We start from the raw sequence: 15314 nt of genomic DNA on the forward strand, positions 1-15314 counted from the left end.
AGTCAGGTGCCGGGCCACCCGTATGTAAGAAGCAAGGGCAGGAGAATTTCGGCCTTGCCGCGCAAATTATGCGAGGCCAATCGATCCATTGGGGTCGGATTTGGATTGATCTGCACCAGTTTCGCACCCGCCGCCAGCGCCGCATAACAGAGCTCGGCCGCGGCTGGGGATTGGCAGGACGTACCGACGGTCAGCACAAGATGCGCGGACGTGGCCACGATGTAGCAAGTCCTCCACAATGCTGCCTGCGGCCTTTCTCCATGCCAGAGACGGCCGGGACGCACAAATGCCCCGCAGAGCCGGCATGCAGGAGGCGCCGAATGGGCGGGTCTGGGCGATCGATTGGCAGAGTTGTTGCCGTAGGGTTGAGAAACGTGAGGAACCCCACAGGCAGGACACCAGGCATCATCCAATCGGCCATGTAGATAGATCGTACGCCGTGTTCCCGCGCGCTCGTGCAAATTGTCGCCGTTCTGGGTAATGACCGTCATCAACGGGACGACTTTCGCCAATTCCGCTATCGCCCGATGCGCCGCATTTGGCATCGCCCTACTGGCACGCACCCGACGGTCCGAATTCCACGCCCATACCGATGCGGGATCACGCCTGAATCCTTCGGCCGTGGCCAGATCTTGCGGGTCATGCCGGCTCCAAAGGCCAGCAAGGCCGTCGCGGCTGGCAGGCAGGCCGCTGGCGACCCCCAATCCCGAACCCGTGATGACAACGACCTCTCGGGGTGCACGCAGCATATTCAGCAATTCACACGACAGACGAAGCTTGCGATGTTTCATGCCATGCCCCGCGCCTGCGAGCGCAAAGCCCCAAGTCGCTCCCAAGGCCGCAGTTTCAGGCTGAACTCCGCATACAAGCGGACGTAAAGTTCGCGCAGGTCTTTCACAGGTCGAAACCTCGCCTGCCGCACAACGCTAGCGAAATCCGCGGGTGCAAGCAGATAAAGCCGGGCAAGCTCGCGCGGCGCCACCGTCAGCAGATCTTCAATGTTCAAGCTGGCGGCGGCTTCCATGAACAGCGTCCAGGCATCCTCCTCCCTCAGATAATCGACGCGGATATTCATCTCGAACTGCCGCAACGAGCCCGGATCCGGCACTTCGCAAAGGCTGCTCGATGCAATGGCGACACCTTGATATTTGCCCAGCGCGGACTCGACCTCGTGCGCAAGCGCCACTTCCCATATCTCTCTGCCAGGACGCCCCCGGTGCAGCAGAAAATCCGCGTCCTCCAATAGCAGGACGGCGCCTTGATGGCACGCTTGGGACGTCATGGCAGCGATCCGTTGGGCGCCAGCGGTCGGCAGGAGATCCGCTGTGCGCACGATCAACAAAGGCCGTCCGAGCTGAGCCGCCAACCAGCGCGCCAACGTTGTCTTTCCCGTACCCGATGGGCCATGCAAGGCGATCCGCTTGCAGTTCAACCGGACCAGGGCATGACTGATTTCCGAAGAAGGAATACTGGTATTGAGCTGGTCGATCTGATGCGGTTCCAGCACCGCGTCCTGGCATACCGCTTCCGGCGGCAAGAATTCTGGCGAGTTCACAAATTGCTCCGAGGATTTCAACAGGAGCGCATTCTGTGACGTCATTCGGACAAAACATGGCTCAATCCGCCTGTCCGATCCCGACACCAAGCTGGTGCTGACGGGGTTCGTGACGACGCTGACCGATGCCGTCAACCAGGGCAAGTCGGCGAGCGAGACCGGCGAGGCGCTGCTGGACGGCCTCTGAACGCCGGCCTGCGGGGGAAAACGCCACTCGCGGGTGCCAGGTCACAGCTCGTTGAGGGACTTTTCCCGCAGTTTTTCCACCAGGAACTCCACCAGCGACCGTACCTTGCCGGCCATCAGCCGCTGGTGCGTCATCAAGGCGAACACCGGACGGGGCGGGGTTTCCGAAGCCACCATCAAGGGTCGCAGGCGGCCCGCCGCAACGTGGTCGGCGATGGCCCAGGCGGGCGCATAGACGATGCCGGCGCCTGCGGCGGCGGCCGTGACGACGCCATCTACCGTGTTCGAGCGCATGCGGGTCGCCACCCGCACGATGGTGGGCTTGCCCTTGTCCATCAGCGTCCACGCATCCTCCGTCGCCAGGTGGCTGTACACCAGGCCATCGTGTTGCGCCAGGTCCTGCAGGCTGTGAGGGATGCCGCGCCGCGCCAGGTAATCGGGCGAGGCGCTCAGCACCCAGCGGATGGACCCCAGGCGCCGGGCGACGAGACTGGAGCTGGGCTGTTCGCCGACCAGCACGGCCAGGTCGATGCCCTCTTCCAGCAGGTTGACGGGGCGGTCCAGCAAATGCAGGTCGAGCGCGACCTTGGGGTGCTGCATCAGGAACTTCGCCAGCAAGGGCTGCAGGTGCACCCGCCCATACAGCGTCGGCGCCGTCACGCGCAGCCGGCCCGAGGGCTCGGTGGCGTCGATCCGCATGCTGCTTTCCAGTTCGTCCATCTCGGCCAGCAGGCGCTTGGCCTCGGCGTAATAGCGCTGCCCCGCCTCGGTCAGGCGCAGGGCGCGGGTCGAGCGCACCAGCAAGCGGGTGCCCACGCGCTCCTCCAGCGCGCTGATGCGCCGGCTGACGGACGCCAATGAAATCCCGCTGACGCGCGAAGCGCCGCTGAGACTGCCCTGGTCCACGGCCGCCACCAGCAGCGCCATGCCTTCCGATCGGTTCACTCTGCCCTCGCTTTCGACGCGCTCCGCGGCGATCCTAAACGATTCCAGTATTTCATATCTGCAAGGCTGCTTTCCGGATTTTGCTATTCACCGCAAGAAGCGCGGCTTTCATACTGGGACCGTCTGTTCCACCTGCCACCGTCTTTTCCGCCTCCCGTTTTCTGTCTCCCCCTTCAGTCCGCGATGCCAGCTTCCCCCGCTTCCTCCCCCGCCCCCCTGACTCCCGCCGCGCGCCGCTACGCGATGCTGGCCGTGTCCCTGTCGATCTCGATGGCGACGCTCGATACCTCCATGACCAACACGGCGTTGCCGTCGATGGCGTCGCAGTTGGGCGTCGGCGCGGCCGACGTGATCGGCGTGGTCACCGTCTATCAGCTGGTCATGGTGGCGACGATGCTGCCGCTTGCCGCGCTGGCGGGCAAGATCGGGCACCGGCGGGTGTTCCTGCCGGCGCTGTGGCTGTTCCTGGCCGCCTCGGTCTGGTGCGGCGCGGCGCAGTCGCTGTGGTCGCTGGAAGCGGCGCGGGCGGCGCAGGGCCTGGCTGCCGCGGCGCTGATGGGCTGCAACATGGCGCTGGTGAGCGCCATCTATCGCAAGGAGGAACTGGGCCGCGGCATGGGCCTGAACGCGATGATCGCGGCGGCGTCGCTGGCCGGCGGGCCGGTGCTGGCGTCGGCGATGCTGACGGTGCTGAGCTGGCACTGGCTGTTCTATGTGAACGTGCCCTTCTGCCTGGTGGCGTTGATGCTGGCCGGCCGGCACCTGCCACGCTTGCCCGGCGATGGCAAGGCGCTCGACGCCGGCGCGGCCGTGCTGTGCGCGCTGGCGTTCGGGCTGGCCGTGCAGGGCCTGGAACGCGCGGCGCAACCGGACTGGGGCACGGCCCTGATCTGGGCATGTTGCGCGCTGAGCTGGGCGCTGCTGCTGCGCCGCGAACGCCTGAGCGCGCACGCGATCGTGCCGCTGGACCTGCTGCGCCTGGCGCCCTTCTCGATGGCCGTGCTGGTGTGCGTGCTGGCCTTCGCGGCGCAGGGCGCCGCCATGGTGGCGCTGCCGTTCCTGCTGAACCAGACGCTCGGCCGCGGCATCGCCGAAGTCGGGATGCTGATCGCGCCCTGGCCGGTGATGGGGGCCTGCCTGGCGCCGTTCTCGGGCAGGTGGTCGGACCGCATGTCCGCCAGCCTGCTGGGCGCGGTCGGCCTGGCGCTGCTGGCCGCCGGCCTGCTGACCGTGAGCGGGCTGCCGGCCGGCGCGCCGATGTGGGCGGTGATGCTGCCCATGGCGTTGTGCGGCACGGGGTTCGGGCTGTTCCTGTCGCCCAACCAGCGCTTCATCATGTTCAGCGTGCCGGCGCACCGCGCCAGCGTGGCCAGCGGCCTGTCCGGCCTGGCGCGGCTGCTGGGCCAGACCATGGGCGCGGCGTTCGTGGCGGCATGCTTTGCCTTCAATGCCCGCGGCGGCGCCACCTGGGCCTTGTGGGTGGCGGTGGCGTTCGCGCTGGCCGGTTGCCTGAGCAGCGCCCTGCTCGAACGCCTGGCGCGGCGGACCCGCCAGGCCCTGGCGGCCTCGTAGCGGCCAGGCCCAGGCCGGGCGCCGCGCGTTCCGGCGAACCGCGCGGCCTCCGGCTTGCGGCAACGCCGCCCGCCGTCATTGATAGCGTTCGCGGTAGCCCACCGGCGACATGCCGCAGTACTTGTTGAAGATGTCGCGAAAGGCCTTGGTGTCGTTGTAGCCGACCTCGTACATCACTTCGGCCACGCTTTTGCGCGAGCTTTCCAGGCGTTTCTTGGCGGCCTCGACCCGCACCCGCTGCACGTATTCGACGATGCTGTTGCCGGTGGCCTGGCGAAAGCGCCGCTCCAGCGTGCGGCGGCCCATGGCGTGGCGGTCGGCCAGGTCCTCGACGGTGATCTTCTCGGTGTAGCGGCTTTCGATGAAATCCTGCACCGCCCGCACCACCTGGTCGGCGTGCGACTTCTGGCCCATGAACACCGAGAACGGCAGCTGGCTCTGGCGGCTCCAGTCCAGCTGGAAGTACTTGGCGCACCAGATGGCGGTGTCGCGGTCGGTGTATTTCTCGATCAGGTGCAGCACCAGGTGCGCCGCCGAGAAGGCGCCGCCGCTGGTGTAGATGCCGTTGCCGGACTGGACCACGCGGTCGCAGCTCCAGTCGACCGACGGAAACAGGTTGGCGTACAGATTGCGCGCGGCCCAATGCACCACCGCCTGCTGGCCGTCCAGCAGGCCCCCGGCGGCCAGCAAGGCCGCGCCCAGGCACAGGCTGGCCACTTCGCCGCCGCCGCGGTAGTGGCGGGACAGCCACTCGATGAGATCGCGGTTCGACAGCACCGCGTCGGACACCGCGCCCAGCAATGGCGGCGCGATGCAGATGTCGATATCGCGGGCCTCGTCCAGCACCAGGTCGGCCTGCACGGTGATGCGGCCGTCGTCCAGGCTGACCTGGCGCGTGGCGGCCAGCGTGCGCACCGTGAAGCGTGCCGGCCGCCCCTGCGCGGCCAGGTATTCGTTGGCCACCAGAAAGCCGTGCCGGGCGGTTTCCAGCGAAGCGATATTGGCGCCGCTGGGCAGCAGGAACGCGATGTTTTTCATGCCGCCAAGCATACGCCTGCGGCCTGTCGCAATCCACCCTCAAGAATGTCGCAAACGCCTATCTGAAAGCGCCGCCGATCCCGATACAGTGACATCTGCCGGCATCGCTGCCGACATGGCCCGCGCGGACTGGCGGGTTCCGCGCCGGGGCCCACAACAACACCAAATCAAGGAGCATCAGATGGAACAGTACATAGACGGTTACCTGTTGAGCGTCCCCAAGGCCAACCTCGAGGCCTACCGCAAGATGGCCGATCTGGCCGGCTCGATCTGGCTGGAGAACGGCGCGCTGGAATATCGCGAATGCGTGGCGGACGACATCGACGGCGAAGGCTTCGGCTCGTTCAGCGCCGCGGCCAGCGCGCGCGAAGGCGAGACGGTGGTGTTCTCGTGGATCGTGTTCACCAGCAAGGCCGAGCGCGACCGCATCAACGCCAAGGTCATGGCCGACCCGCGCCTGAACAGCGTGTCGTGCGAAGGCGTGTTCGACTTCAAACGCATGTGCTGGGGCGGATTCACCACGCTGGTCGGCAAATCGGCCCGCGCCCAGTAAAAAAACCGGACGGCGTGTCGATCCCGGCGGCCTCCGTTCGTCGTAGGACAAGGACGGGCAGGTTCGCGCAGGCGCGCCGCCCCTTCCACGAGCAACTTTCATCCAGGAATTTCGGAGACACATCATGGCGACCCCCGCAAAGCAGGCGATTCCCGACGGCATGCACACTCTGACCCCGCACATCGTGTGCGAAGGCGCCTCGGACGCGATCGCGTTCTATCGCAAGGCCTTCGACGCGCAGGAACTGGCGCGCCTGCCCGGTCCAGGCGGCAAGGTGATGCACGCGGCCATCCGCATCGGCGATTCGGTGGTGATGCTGATGGACGATTTTCCCGAGTGGGGCAGCCTGGGACCCAAGGCGCTCAAGGGCACGCCGGTGACCCTGCACCTGTACGTGGAAGACGTCGACGCGGCAATCAAGCAGGCGGTGGCGGCGGGCGCGCAGGTCACCATGCCGGCGGCCGACATGTTCTGGGGCGACCGCTATGGCCAGGTGGTGGACCCGTTCGGCCACCGCTGGTCCATCGCCACCCACAAGGAAGACCTGACGCCCGAGGAGATCCAGGCGAACATGGCCAAGATGGGCCCGATGGAAGGCTGCGGCGATCCGGCCCGCAAGCCGGGTTGAATGGCAATGCGCGGTCGGCGGCGCGCCGCCGGCGCGCGCGCCCGGCGTCAGGCCGGGTATGGGCCCAGGTAGTCCAGCTTGCCGATCGGCACGCCGGCGTGGCGCAGAATGTCGTAGGCGGTGGTGATGTGAAAGTAGAAATTCGGCAGCGCGAACGTCAGCAAGTAGGCGTCGCCCTGGAATTCGGGCTTGAACTCGCCGAAGCTGAGCGTGATCCTGCGGTCTTCGGCGCCGTCGAGCTTGTCGGCCGGCACCGAACGCAGGTAGGCAATCGTGTCGGCGACGCGCTGCCGCAGCTGCTCGAAGGTGGTTTCCTCGTCCGGAAAGCGCGGCGACTCGACCTGCGACAGGCGCTGCACGGCGAACTTGGACGCGTCGCTGGCGCGTTGCACCTGGCCGGACAAGGGATACATGTCCGGCGCCAACCGGGCATTGACCAGCTCGGCGGGATCGATGCCATTGGCGGCCGCGTGCGCCGCGCCTTTTTCCAGCAATGTGGCCAGGACGCTCAGGCCGCGAATGAAGACAGGCACCGAGGCCTGGTAAATGGACAGGGACATGATGGGAAGTTCCGAATAGGCTTGCCTGGCCGGCGACCGGAACGGCGCCGGGGATCGCGGGCGTGCCGCGATGTTACCGCCGCGCCATGGCACGCGCGCGACGGGCGAGGCGACATGTCTGTTTCCGCTTCCTGAACAATGGCGCCAACAGGTCCTAGGAAGACACGAGCACGCGCCGCTGGCCCTGGAAGAAACGCCAGGCCAGCGCCGAGGCATCCGGCCCGCTGCGCGCGTGATAGCGCACCGAGGCATCGCCACCGCTCCATCCATGCTCGACCCGCGTGATCTCGCACAACCGCAGCACCACCTTGCGGTCGCGCAGCAGGTCGACGCGGCGGTAGGCCTTTTCGGTCCCCAGGCCGAGCACGCGCTCGACGGTGGGCTCGTCCGGCGCCAGGCCATTGACCGCGCGGAACTGCTCGAACAACTGCCGGGCGTTGCGCGGCGCCACCGCCGGATCCATCTGCCCGTGCAGGATCATGGTCGGCATGCCCAGCTGGAACAGCGCCGGGTCGGCCACGGCCTGCACCAGCGGCAGCAGCGGCCTGAGCGTGCCGCGGCGCATCGTGTGCAGCCCGGCCGTGGCGCTGTGCGCGTCTCCCACCACCGGCCCGGAATGCATGGCCAGCGCGGCGATCAGCGCGGGGTGGCGCAGCGCCACCAGCGCCGCCATGCCGGCGCCCGCCGACAGGCCGGCGATGTAGACACGTTGCGGATCCAGGCCATGGCGCGCCACCTCGGCCCGGATCAAGGCGGCGATCAGGTCGGCCTCGGCGCCGCCATGCAGGGAATCGGGCTGGAACCAGCGCCAGCAGCGCTGCACCTGCCGCGTCATCGACTGCTGCGGATACAGCACCATGAAGCCGCCCGCGTCGGCCCATTGATTCATGCGCGAGCCGCGCGCGAACGCCAGCGCGGTCTGGCGGCAACCATGCAGCATCACCACCAGCGGCATGCCCTGGCGCGGCGCGGCCGGCGGGGTATAGCGGGCGAACGTGAGGCGCCGCCCATGGGCGTCGGAAAACTGCCGCGAGGCCTCCCAGCGGCCACCGCCCAGATTGGCTGCCGCGGGGCTGGCCGCGCCGGAACGGACCACGGCCTGGCGCGCCGGGGCGGACCGCTTGCGGGCGCGCCGGGGCGCGGCAATGCGCAAGGCCGCGCGCTGGATCTTGCTCAGCTTCTTTGCGGCATTGAAAAAGAGATGGGTCAGACTGCGCGCCATGGTTCGGGCTGGAAATCCCGTCAGAACCGGCCCGGCGGGATCGCCGCGCTGCCGGTCAACAGGTCCAGACAGGACACCAGCGCCACCGCGATCGTGATGAGGGAAAGTACCTTGAGGACTTTGCTGGTGCCAGGCTGGGTCAACATCGCGGTCATGCGCGTGATGATATACGCCCCAACCATCAGGCCGATTGCCGGAATCATAGAAGAGCCTCCCCTTGAAGAGTCTTGCGGGCCCGCCGGATGCGCTGCCCTCGATAACGCCATGCAGCAAAAGCGCCGCCTCTGCGGGCGGCTGATCGAGCGTGTGAAATGTATCACACAGTAACTTTCCATCGATGCTCCTGAGGCATGCCGGCGGCGATGCGGTTTGCAGAAAATCAAGCCATCCCCCCGCGCGCGGCGGTCCGGCTTGAGGTGGCGGCCCAAAACCCTTATGGTGGAAACCCTGAGAATCCAAGCCACGCGCCGCCAGCAAACCATGTTCCCGAACGACCGCCGCCAGACCCTGGGCGAAGAAATCGCCAACACCATCAGCCACGGCCTGGGCGCGGCCGGCGCGCTGGCCGCCGCCCCCATCCTGATCGTCGCCGCCGCGCGCCAGGGCGACGCCGCCTTCATCGCCGGCGCGGCGGTGTTCGCCGCCAGCATGTGCCTGCTGTACCTGGCCTCCACCATCTACCACGCGCTGCCCGAAAACCGCGCCAAGCGCCTCTTCAACGTGCTCGACCACTCGGCCATCTACCTGTTGATCGCCGGCACCTATACGCCGTTCGCGCTGGGCGCGCTGCGCGGGCCGTGGGGCTGGACGCTGTTCGGGCTGGTGTGGGGGCTGGCCCTGCTGGGCGTGGGCCTGAAAGCCAGCAAGCGGCTCAACCGGCCGGCGATCTCCACCGGACTGTACCTGGCCATGGGCTGGCTGGTCATCATCGCCGTCAAGCCGCTGCTGGAACGGGTGCCCGAGGGCGGCCTGTGGTGGCTGGTGGCGGGCGGACTGGCCTACACCGGCGGCGTGGTGTTCTTCGTGTTCGACAACCGCTGGCGCTATGCGCATTTCGTCTGGCACTTGTTCGTGCTGACGGGCACGGTGTGCCATTTCTTCGCGGTGCTGTGGTACGCGGCGTAGGCAGCGCGGCCCCGCCGCGCCGGTCGGCGCGATCGCGGCTGGTTACGAAGGCGGGCCTACCGTTGCAGCGCCGCGCTGGCGGAGCGCGCGTGGCTGTCCACCAGCAAGCGGCCATGGTGGATGGCCGCATCCACCGCCATGACGGGGCTGGAGACAGAGCCGCCTGATGCGAACAAGGGCACCACGACGTGGTGGTCGTTGCGGCGATCCTGTTCGGCGGCCAGCTCCACCGCCACGGTCGCGGTGAAAGCGGGCCTGCCGCTGCCATCCACGGAAATGCGGGAAACATTGGCGGTCAGCCGGTAACCCTTGTAGACCATGTTGTTATGAAACATGTTCGCTCCCATCCGAGATACGGGCCGTGGGGGCCTGCGCTCACATTGCGCGAATCTGCGTTGCGTGAGGGCCTTTCGCGCCTTGCGCGGTGACGTAGCTGACGCGCTGATTCTCGACCAGAGCCTTATGGCCGTCGCCGACGATTTCAGAAAAATGCGCGAACAGATCCTTGCCGCCATTTTCGGGCATGATGAAGCCAAAGCCCTTGGCGTCGTTGAACCACTTCACGATTCCGGTTTCCATATTTCCACTCCTTGCATGACGGGCGCTGCCCGAGAAAGAGCCAGTCAAGGAAAGGATAGCGAACAATGAGGCGCCCCTGGGAGGGTGCGATACCGGACGAAAATCACGATGCTCGAACAGCTTCAATCGACTATGGGTGCCCAGCCCCGGAAAGTCAACGGGTGTTTCCAATTAGGGCGGCCGTGATGTCCTGAATCACTTTCGTGGCGGGAGACGCCGTCAGCGCGCGAGAAAGCGCGTATCCTGCGGACATGGTGCTTGAACGCGCGTCACCTCGCCGTATCGCCATACAGGAGGACGACGCCCATGCGCCATGACCACAGCAAACACGCGGCGCCCGCCGCGCATCGCACCCCCCCGCGCTCCCCGGCGCAATCGTCCCAACCGCCGCGCGCGCCTGTCGCGGAGCGCACGTGAGCGTCATCAGAAGGTCCATCGCCAGATTCGCCAACGCCTGCGTGAAACTGCTCCCGCCCGCGACGCCGCCGGCCCCCGCCACGCGGCCGGCCGCGCCGCGCGACCATGCCGCAGTGGCCTCGCCTTGGCGCATCTACCGCATCTACGCCCGCCCAGGCCACTTGCTGCTGCGCGACGAACATGGCCGCATCCTCAATCTCGGGGTGATGAAGGGGGTCGAACCCAACCTGACCTACCGGTTGTTCGCGCGCGGCCTGCAGGGACGCGGATTTGCCAACCGCACGCAGTTGCTCGATGACATCGCGCGGCGCATCGAAGCGGGCGAAACCGGCAACGAATTGCTCAAGCTACCAGACTGGAGCCAATCCCTGGGCGCGGACCTGGACCGTGGCACGCACACCGACGTGTCGATGAAGCTGCGGCGCTAGCGTCCGCGTCATTCACTCGGGCTGTTGCAGGTAGCCGGTGGGCGGACGGCCCAGCACGCGCCGGAACATGGTCGAGAATGCCGCCGGGCTCTGGTAGCCGAAATCCAGCGCGATGGCCGTCACCGGCGTGCCCGCCGCCAGCCGCGCCAGCGCCAGCACCACGCAGGCGCGCTGGCGCCAGGCCGAGAACGCCATGCCGGTCTGCTGGCGGAAGTGGCGGCTGAAGGTGCGCGGGCTCATGTGCAGGCGCTCGGCCCAGGCCTCGGGCGACTGGCGCACGTCGGGCGCGGCGATGAAGGCGCGGCACAGCGGCGCCAGGCGCTTGTCGCGCGGCAGCGGGATGTGCAGCGGCAGCACCGGCGCGCGCGCCACTTCGTGCAGCAGCAGCGCCGCCAGCGCGCCGTCGCGGCCGGCCACGTCGTAGCGCGCCGGCATGTCCACCGCGGCCAGCAGCAGCTGGCGCAGCAGCGGCGACACTTCCACCACTTCGCAGGCCGTGCTGGCGGCACGCGCCGCGCCCGGCTCGATGTAGGCGCTGCGGGTGCTGACGTCCTGCATCCGCACCTGGTGCGTCAGCCCGGCGGGAATCCAGACGGCGCGCTGCGGCGGCACCACCCAGTTGCCGTCGCGCGTGGCCACGTGCATGACGCCGGTGGCGCCGTACAGCAGCTGGGCGCGGCGATGCGTGTGCGCCGGCAGCAGATGGCCGGGCGGATAGTCGTTGCCGATGGCGACCACCTCGCGGTCCAGGCGGTCGTGCAGGTCGATGTGAGTGTTGCGCATGGCGGGATTGGCCGGAATGCGAACATTATTGTCCAATCCCCGAAAGCGAGCCACCGCGCCCCGCCCTATCGTGGCGTTTTGCTCGGAAAGGACGTTTGCGATGTTGTATGTGACCCTGGCGCTGTTTGGCGCCCTGAGCGGCGTGACCACGGTGCTGTTCGGCTTCGGCGGCGGCTTCGTGGTGGTGCCGGTGCTGTATGGCGTGCTGACCGCCACCCACGGCGCGCAGGACGCCATCGGCCAGGCCGCGATGCACATCGCGGTGGCGACCTCGACCTGCGTGATGATCGTCAACTCGGTGGCCGCCACCCGCAAGCACCAGCGCGCCGGCAACATCGTGCGCGCCTATGTCTGGCCGCTGGCCGGCTTCATCGGCGTGGGCGCCTTGCTGGGCGCCTGGGCCGCCACCCGCGCCAGCGGCGACGTGGTGCGCTATGCCTTCATCGCCTACCTGGCCGTGACCATCCTCGACTGCCTGCTGCGCCAGGGCTTCATGGCGCGCCACGAGGCGCAGGCGGCTCGGCCGCTGGGCCAGGGCGTAACCGTGGGCGGCGGCGTGGTGATCGGCGTGATCGCCACCTTCCTGGGCGTGGGCGGCAGCGTGATGACGGTGCCGCTGCTGCGGCGGCGCGGCCTGGCCATGGCCAAGGCCGCGGCCATGGCCAATCCGCTGACGCTGCCGGTGGCCATTGTCGGCACGCTGGCCTACATGGCGGCGGCGCGCGCGCTGCCCGCGCCGCTGGCGCCGTGGATCATCGGCTACGTGGACCTGCTGGCCTTCGCGGCATTGGCGCTGGGGTCGCTGGCGGGAATCCGCCTGGCGGCGCCGCTGATCCCGCGCATCCCGGACCGGCTGCATGCGCGGGTGTACGTGGCGCTGCTGGCGCTGGTGCTGCTGAGCATGGCGCTGGCCTGAACGGCCGCGCGGCCCGTCCGACGCGCCGTGCCGCGGGCCGGCGCGCCCCGCGCTCCAAGCGCGCCAGGGCGACGCTATTGCGCGGCGAAAGCCGCCACCTGCGCCACCAGCGCGGGATCGCGCAACGCGCGGGTGTGTCCCATCTTCTCGGTGGCCACCAGTTCGGCGCCCGGCCAGGCCTGCGCCAGCACGGCGGCATCCTCGTAGGGGCTCTCGCGGTCCGCACGGTCGTGGACGATCAGCAGCGGCGTCGTCATGGACGGCGCCAGCCGCGCCGGCTCCATCTCGGGAAAGGTGATGCCGAGCCAGTCCTGGGCGCGCTTGAGCACCAGCGGCATGACCTTGGGCGGCAGGTTCATCATGCGCCGCGAATATTCCCAGACGCTGTCGTAGCGGCTGACCGGCCCCAGGAACACCGCGCGCTCGACGGTAAAGCCACGCGACAGCGCAAAGGTGACGGCGGCCGCGCCCAGCGAATGCGCGATCACGCCATGGAACGGTCCGTAGGCCTGGGCGGCGTGGGCCACGCAGGGTTCGAAGTGGCGCACCGAGGCCTGCTTGCCGGTGGAGCGGCCATGGGCCGGCATGTCGATGGCCACGACCTGGCAGCCGCGCTGGCGCAGGGGTTCGACGTAGGCCGTCATCTGCGCGGCGTCGCCTCCCCAGCCATGCACCAGCAGCACGCGCGGGCCGCTGTCGCCCCAGACGTAGTAGTAGACGGTCTGGCCGTCGATCTCATGCGGTTCGGCGCGCGCCTGCGCCAGCACGCTGCGTCCGGGCTCGGAGGGCTTGAGCCGTGTGGGCGTGAACAGCAGCTTCTGCACCACCTTGGCGGTAGCGCCCGGCGCCACGGTGCCGGCAAAGCCGAACACGGCGCCGATGGCGCTGGCCAGGAAGGGTTTCTTGCGAGGCTTGCGCGCGGCGCCCGTGTCGGCGGCGGCAACGGCGGAGAGCTTGTTTTCAGTCGTCATACGTCGTTTCATCCTGGTAGCAGAGACAAGCGAACGGCGGACCCAACAATCGATACAGAGAATACCCCGATTACCAGCGCGGCGGTACGCTGCAATCGTTCCGGGTTGATGAAGCCGATGCGCTGCCCGGCGAGCACGGCGCCGAACTTGATCCACAGGAACGCGATCGGCGCCAGCAGGCAGATGAACTGCGCCATCGCGGCCAGGTAGCCCGGCATGTGCTCGAACGCATGCGGCGGGAACAGGGTCGACGCGAACACCAGGCCCTTGGGGTTGAGCAGCGTGGCGATGAACAGCGCGTAGGGCCCGATGGGCTCTTTGCGCGTCGTCACATCCTCGCCCGCCGCGCACCAGATCCTGACCGCGACGTGGGCCAGGTAGAGGCTGCTGGCCACGCGCACCACGATGCCTATCCAGGGATAAACGGCCTGCGCCGACGCCAGGAACAGGCCCCACGCCGTGATGCCGACCAGGTAGCCGGCCAGTTCGAAACCCACCAGCGGCGCGGCGCGGCGAAACCCCTGCGCCAGCCCCGCGGCCGCCAGCAGGGTGTTGGTCGGACCGGGCGTGAGCAGGATGGCGGCCGTGCCCAAAACGAAGACCCAATCGATGCCGGTCATGGCGCGGCTCCGTCAGGCGGTCACGCGGTCGATGTTGTGCTGGAACATGCCCAGCAGCCCCTCTTCGAGCCCCAGCGTGTGCTGCGGGTTGGCGCCGCAGTGCAGGCCGGCCTGCACGCCCTCGACGATGCCGAAGTCCTCGCGATGGAACACCGCGTCGATGTTGCCGAAGCGCTGCGCCAGCGTCGCCTGCCCTTCCTCGCCGGCGTAATCGGCCTCGCGGTACAGCATGTCGTGGGTCCAGATGGTCTTGTCGGGCGCGATCGGATAGAAGGAATTGAGCGAGACGATGTTGGCGTGGTTGATCAGGAAGGTATTGGGGAACAGCGTGTAGAACACCGATGCGTAGTCCAGGATGCGCCACGACTGCGGGTCGGCGGCGGCCGCGTCCATCAGGTTGGTCTTGGCCGCGGCGATGCGGATGTGCAGGCCGTGTTCGAAGTGCGCGATCACCCCTTTCTCGAACACCGGGCCGATGGTGTTCTTGTGCAGGATGGGCACGTGGTAGCGCTCCAGGTAAGTCTTGAGCAGCAGCTTCCAGTTGGCGTTCAGGGTGCTGACCTTGCGGCTGTGCAGGGAAAGTTCGTCGAGCTTGAAGCCGGCGATCTCCTCGCTCATGTCGGCGCCCAGGCTGGCGTCCAGGTCGATGGTCGCGCCCGGCGTCGGATGCAGCCAGACCAGCCCCGAGCGCTCGGTCACCGCCAGCTCCACCAGTTTGTGCTTGCCGCAGTCCAGGTCGGGGAAGTTATAGGGCTTGGTCACGCCCTTCAGTTCGCCGTCCAGGCCGTAGACCCAGCCATGGAAGGGACAGGTGAAGAACTTCAGTTCCTTCTCATTGCCCGACACCAGGCGCGCGCCGCGATGGCGGCAGACGTTGAGGAAGGCGCGCAGCGCGCCGCCCTTGTCGCGCACCACCACGAACGGCAGTCGGTCCCACGGGCTGAGCAGGTAGGAGCCCGGCTCGCGCACCTGGGTCGAGGCGCCCACCACCAGGGGATAGTCGCGGAAGGCCGTTTCCAGTTCGCGCTCCAGCACGGCGTTGTCCATATAGACGCTGGCCGGCACTTGCACCACCCGGCCCAGCATGTCCTCGTCGCGGTCCACTTCGCGCAGCTTGAACATCTTGCGCAGGGTTTCTACTTGCGTCGCGTGTTTCATCTGAGATCCCAAGTCCTGTCAAAAGCGTTTTATGGAAAAAGACGCCCCGGCCCCGCCG

19 protein-coding genes are annotated in these 15314 nt (G+C 67.8%); 6 read left to right on the forward strand and 13 right to left on the reverse strand.

Going from position 1 to position 15314, the window contains the following annotated elements:
- Nucleotides 1–2: 2 nt before the first annotated feature.
- From AT699_RS31150 to AT699_RS20175, 3 genes are all read right to left on the reverse strand, one after another.
- Nucleotides 3–791 (reverse strand): SIR2 family NAD-dependent protein deacylase, encoded by a 789-nt coding sequence (locus tag AT699_RS31150; RefSeq protein ID WP_232254209.1) that lies wholly within the window; start codon nt 789–791, stop codon nt 3–5.
- Nucleotides 788–1600, reverse strand: coding sequence for an AAA family ATPase (locus AT699_RS20170; protein WP_006384270.1), 813 nt, complete (start codon nt 1598–1600; stop codon nt 788–790). The genes AT699_RS31150 and AT699_RS20170 overlap by 4 nt, the downstream gene beginning before the upstream one ends.
- A gap of 183 nt (nt 1601–1783) precedes the next feature.
- Nucleotides 1784–2686, reverse strand: coding sequence for a LysR family transcriptional regulator (locus AT699_RS20175; RefSeq protein WP_232254208.1), 903 nt, complete (start codon nt 2684–2686; stop codon nt 1784–1786).
- Between the two features lie 183 nt (nt 2687–2869).
- Here AT699_RS20175 and AT699_RS20180 point away from each other — a divergent pair, with 183 nt between their 5' ends.
- Nucleotides 2870–4258, forward strand: a complete 1389-nt coding sequence (locus AT699_RS20180; RefSeq protein ID WP_230846715.1) for an MFS transporter — start codon at nt 2870–2872, stop codon at nt 4256–4258.
- A gap of 75 nt (nt 4259–4333) precedes the next feature.
- Here the strand turns inward: AT699_RS20180 and AT699_RS20185 are convergent, their stop codons facing one another.
- Entirely contained in the window at nt 4334–5308 is a 975-nt protein-coding gene (locus AT699_RS20185; protein ID WP_006385396.1) for a GlxA family transcriptional regulator, read from the reverse strand.
- A gap of 169 nt (nt 5309–5477) precedes the next feature.
- On the opposite strand from AT699_RS20185, the gene AT699_RS20190 reads away from it, so the two are divergent.
- Nucleotides 5478–5849 carry a DUF1428 domain-containing protein gene (locus tag AT699_RS20190; RefSeq protein WP_006385397.1) on the forward strand — a complete coding sequence of 124 codons (372 nt, stop codon included), beginning with the start codon at nt 5478–5480 and terminating at the stop codon, nt 5847–5849.
- A 124-nt stretch (nt 5850–5973) separates the two neighbouring features.
- Entirely contained in the window at nt 5974–6477 is a 504-nt protein-coding gene (locus AT699_RS20195) for a VOC family protein (protein WP_006385398.1), read from the forward strand.
- A gap of 47 nt (nt 6478–6524) precedes the next feature.
- Here the strand turns inward: AT699_RS20195 and AT699_RS20200 are convergent, their stop codons facing one another.
- From AT699_RS20200 to AT699_RS20210, 3 genes are all read right to left on the reverse strand, one after another.
- Nucleotides 6525–7037 carry a DUF1993 domain-containing protein gene (locus tag AT699_RS20200; protein WP_024069636.1) on the reverse strand — a complete coding sequence of 171 codons (513 nt, stop codon included), beginning with the start codon at nt 7035–7037 and terminating at the stop codon, nt 6525–6527.
- A 154-nt stretch (nt 7038–7191) separates the two neighbouring features.
- The gene (locus AT699_RS20205) at nt 7192–8259 is read right to left on the reverse strand and encodes an extracellular catalytic domain type 1 short-chain-length polyhydroxyalkanoate depolymerase (RefSeq protein WP_024069637.1); all 1068 of its coding nucleotides are present in this window, start codon (nt 8257–8259) and stop codon (nt 7192–7194) included.
- A 20-nt stretch (nt 8260–8279) separates the two neighbouring features.
- Entirely contained in the window at nt 8280–8462 is a 183-nt protein-coding gene (locus AT699_RS20210) for a hypothetical protein (protein WP_024069638.1), read from the reverse strand.
- A 277-nt stretch (nt 8463–8739) separates the two neighbouring features.
- Between AT699_RS20210 and trhA the strand changes: the two genes are divergently transcribed.
- Nucleotides 8740–9384, forward strand: a complete 645-nt coding sequence (gene trhA, locus AT699_RS20215) for a PAQR family membrane homeostasis protein TrhA (protein WP_045953616.1) — start codon at nt 8740–8742, stop codon at nt 9382–9384.
- Nucleotides 9385–9440: 56 nt separating this feature from the next.
- On the opposite strand, the gene AT699_RS20220 is transcribed toward trhA, so the two are convergent.
- Both AT699_RS20220 and AT699_RS20225 read right to left on the reverse strand, forming a co-directional pair.
- Nucleotides 9441–9719 (reverse strand): hypothetical protein, encoded by a 279-nt coding sequence (locus AT699_RS20220; RefSeq protein WP_024069640.1) that lies wholly within the window; start codon nt 9717–9719, stop codon nt 9441–9443.
- Nucleotides 9720–9759: 40 nt separating this feature from the next.
- Nucleotides 9760–9963 carry a cold-shock protein gene (locus tag AT699_RS20225; protein ID WP_006385404.1) on the reverse strand — a complete coding sequence of 68 codons (204 nt, stop codon included), beginning with the start codon at nt 9961–9963 and terminating at the stop codon, nt 9760–9762.
- 413 nt (nt 9964–10376) lie between these two features.
- Between AT699_RS20225 and AT699_RS20230 the strand changes: the two genes are divergently transcribed.
- The gene (locus tag AT699_RS20230) at nt 10377–10808 is read left to right on the forward strand and encodes a hypothetical protein (RefSeq protein ID WP_024069641.1); all 432 of its coding nucleotides are present in this window, start codon (nt 10377–10379) and stop codon (nt 10806–10808) included.
- A gap of 12 nt (nt 10809–10820) precedes the next feature.
- Here the strand turns inward: AT699_RS20230 and AT699_RS20235 are convergent, their stop codons facing one another.
- Entirely contained in the window at nt 10821–11591 is a 771-nt protein-coding gene (locus AT699_RS20235; protein WP_054437180.1) for an AraC family transcriptional regulator, read from the reverse strand.
- 100 nt (nt 11592–11691) lie between these two features.
- On the opposite strand from AT699_RS20235, the gene AT699_RS20240 reads away from it, so the two are divergent.
- Nucleotides 11692–12507 carry a sulfite exporter TauE/SafE family protein gene (locus AT699_RS20240; RefSeq protein WP_024069643.1) on the forward strand — a complete coding sequence of 272 codons (816 nt, stop codon included), beginning with the start codon at nt 11692–11694 and terminating at the stop codon, nt 12505–12507.
- 74 nt (nt 12508–12581) lie between these two features.
- On the opposite strand, the gene AT699_RS20245 is transcribed toward AT699_RS20240, so the two are convergent.
- From AT699_RS20245 to AT699_RS20255, 3 genes are read right to left on the reverse strand one after another with little or no spacing between them, the layout of a single operon-like run.
- Nucleotides 12582–13478 carry an alpha/beta hydrolase gene (locus tag AT699_RS20245; protein WP_006385410.1) on the reverse strand — a complete coding sequence of 299 codons (897 nt, stop codon included), beginning with the start codon at nt 13476–13478 and terminating at the stop codon, nt 12582–12584.
- Nucleotides 13479–13486: 8 nt separating this feature from the next.
- Complete coding sequence (locus tag AT699_RS20250) at nt 13487–14098, reverse strand: LysE family translocator (RefSeq protein ID WP_020928582.1); 612 nt, start codon at nt 14096–14098, stop codon at nt 13487–13489.
- Between the two features lie 12 nt (nt 14099–14110).
- Nucleotides 14111–15256: an aromatic ring-hydroxylating oxygenase subunit alpha gene (locus tag AT699_RS20255; RefSeq protein WP_006385414.1), complete on the reverse strand. Its 1146-nt coding sequence runs from the start codon at nt 15254–15256 to the stop codon at nt 14111–14113.
- Between the last annotated feature and the right edge of the window lie 58 nt (nt 15257–15314).

The sequence above is a fragment of the Achromobacter xylosoxidans genome (assembly GCF_001457475.1).
Classification (GTDB): Bacteria; Pseudomonadota; Gammaproteobacteria; order Burkholderiales; family Burkholderiaceae_B; genus Achromobacter; species Achromobacter xylosoxidans.

Bases quoted from the DNA above. Each gene is read 5' to 3' on its own strand.
- AT699_RS20220 (WP_024069640.1), bottom strand. From the start codon at position 9,719: ATGTTTCATAACAACATGGTCTACAAGGGTTACCGGCTGACCGCCAAT.
- AT699_RS20170 (WP_006384270.1), bottom strand. From the start codon at position 1,600: ATGACGTCACAGAATGCGCTCCTGTTGAAATCCTCGGAGCAATTTGTG.
- AT699_RS20255 (WP_006385414.1), bottom strand. From the start codon at position 15,256: ATGAAACACGCGACGCAAGTAGAAACCCTGCGCAAGATGTTCAAGCTG.
- AT699_RS20190 (WP_006385397.1), top strand. From the start codon at position 5,478: ATGGAACAGTACATAGACGGTTACCTGTTGAGCGTCCCCAAGGCCAAC.
- AT699_RS20185 (WP_006385396.1), bottom strand. From the start codon at position 5,308: ATGCTTGGCGGCATGAAAAACATCGCGTTCCTGCTGCCCAGCGGCGCC.
- AT699_RS20210 (WP_024069638.1), bottom strand. From the start codon at position 8,462: ATGATTCCGGCAATCGGCCTGATGGTTGGGGCGTATATCATCACGCGC.
- trhA (WP_045953616.1), top strand. From the start codon at position 8,740: ATGTTCCCGAACGACCGCCGCCAGACCCTGGGCGAAGAAATCGCCAAC.
- AT699_RS20180 (WP_230846715.1), top strand. From the start codon at position 2,870: ATGCCAGCTTCCCCCGCTTCCTCCCCCGCCCCCCTGACTCCCGCCGCG.
- AT699_RS20225 (WP_006385404.1), bottom strand. From the start codon at position 9,963: ATGGAAACCGGAATCGTGAAGTGGTTCAACGACGCCAAGGGCTTTGGC.
- AT699_RS31150 (WP_232254209.1), bottom strand. From the start codon at position 791: ATGAAACATCGCAAGCTTCGTCTGTCGTGTGAATTGCTGAATATGCTG.
- AT699_RS20205 (WP_024069637.1), bottom strand. From the start codon at position 8,259: ATGGCGCGCAGTCTGACCCATCTCTTTTTCAATGCCGCAAAGAAGCTG.
- AT699_RS20240 (WP_024069643.1), top strand. From the start codon at position 11,692: ATGTTGTATGTGACCCTGGCGCTGTTTGGCGCCCTGAGCGGCGTGACC.
- AT699_RS20250 (WP_020928582.1), bottom strand. From the start codon at position 14,098: ATGACCGGCATCGATTGGGTCTTCGTTTTGGGCACGGCCGCCATCCTG.
- AT699_RS20195 (WP_006385398.1), top strand. From the start codon at position 5,974: ATGGCGACCCCCGCAAAGCAGGCGATTCCCGACGGCATGCACACTCTG.
- AT699_RS20235 (WP_054437180.1), bottom strand. From the start codon at position 11,591: ATGCGCAACACTCACATCGACCTGCACGACCGCCTGGACCGCGAGGTG.
- AT699_RS20245 (WP_006385410.1), bottom strand. From the start codon at position 13,478: ATGACGACTGAAAACAAGCTCTCCGCCGTTGCCGCCGCCGACACGGGC.
- AT699_RS20200 (WP_024069636.1), bottom strand. From the start codon at position 7,037: ATGTCCCTGTCCATTTACCAGGCCTCGGTGCCTGTCTTCATTCGCGGC.